Here is a 232-nt window from a genome sequence, read left to right on the forward strand (position 1 = left end):
GTGAAGCGCAGCGCATCGGTACCGTAGGCTGGGATACCTTCTGGGAACTCTTTACGCGTTTGCTTTTCAATTTTCGCCGCATCTTTTGGATTCATCATATTGCTGGTGCGTTTTTCAACTAGCGTTTCCAAATCGATACCATCGATCAAATCGATAGGATCTAAGACGTTACCTTTAGATTTAGACATCTTTTGACCATTGCCATCACGTACCAGACCATGCACATAAACGG

At 44.4% G+C, this 232-nt stretch carries 1 protein-coding gene; it reads right to left on the reverse strand.

The annotated features are described in order from the left end of the window. On the reverse strand, nt 1-232 hold a 232-nt coding region (locus AAEY72_RS16505; RefSeq protein WP_352311786.1), incomplete at both ends, for a class I tRNA ligase family protein.

The sequence above is a fragment of the Psychrobacter sp. W2-37-MNA-CIBAN-0211 genome, from assembly GCF_040309405.1.
Taxonomy (GTDB): Bacteria; Pseudomonadota; Gammaproteobacteria; order Pseudomonadales; family Moraxellaceae; genus Psychrobacter; species Psychrobacter glaciei.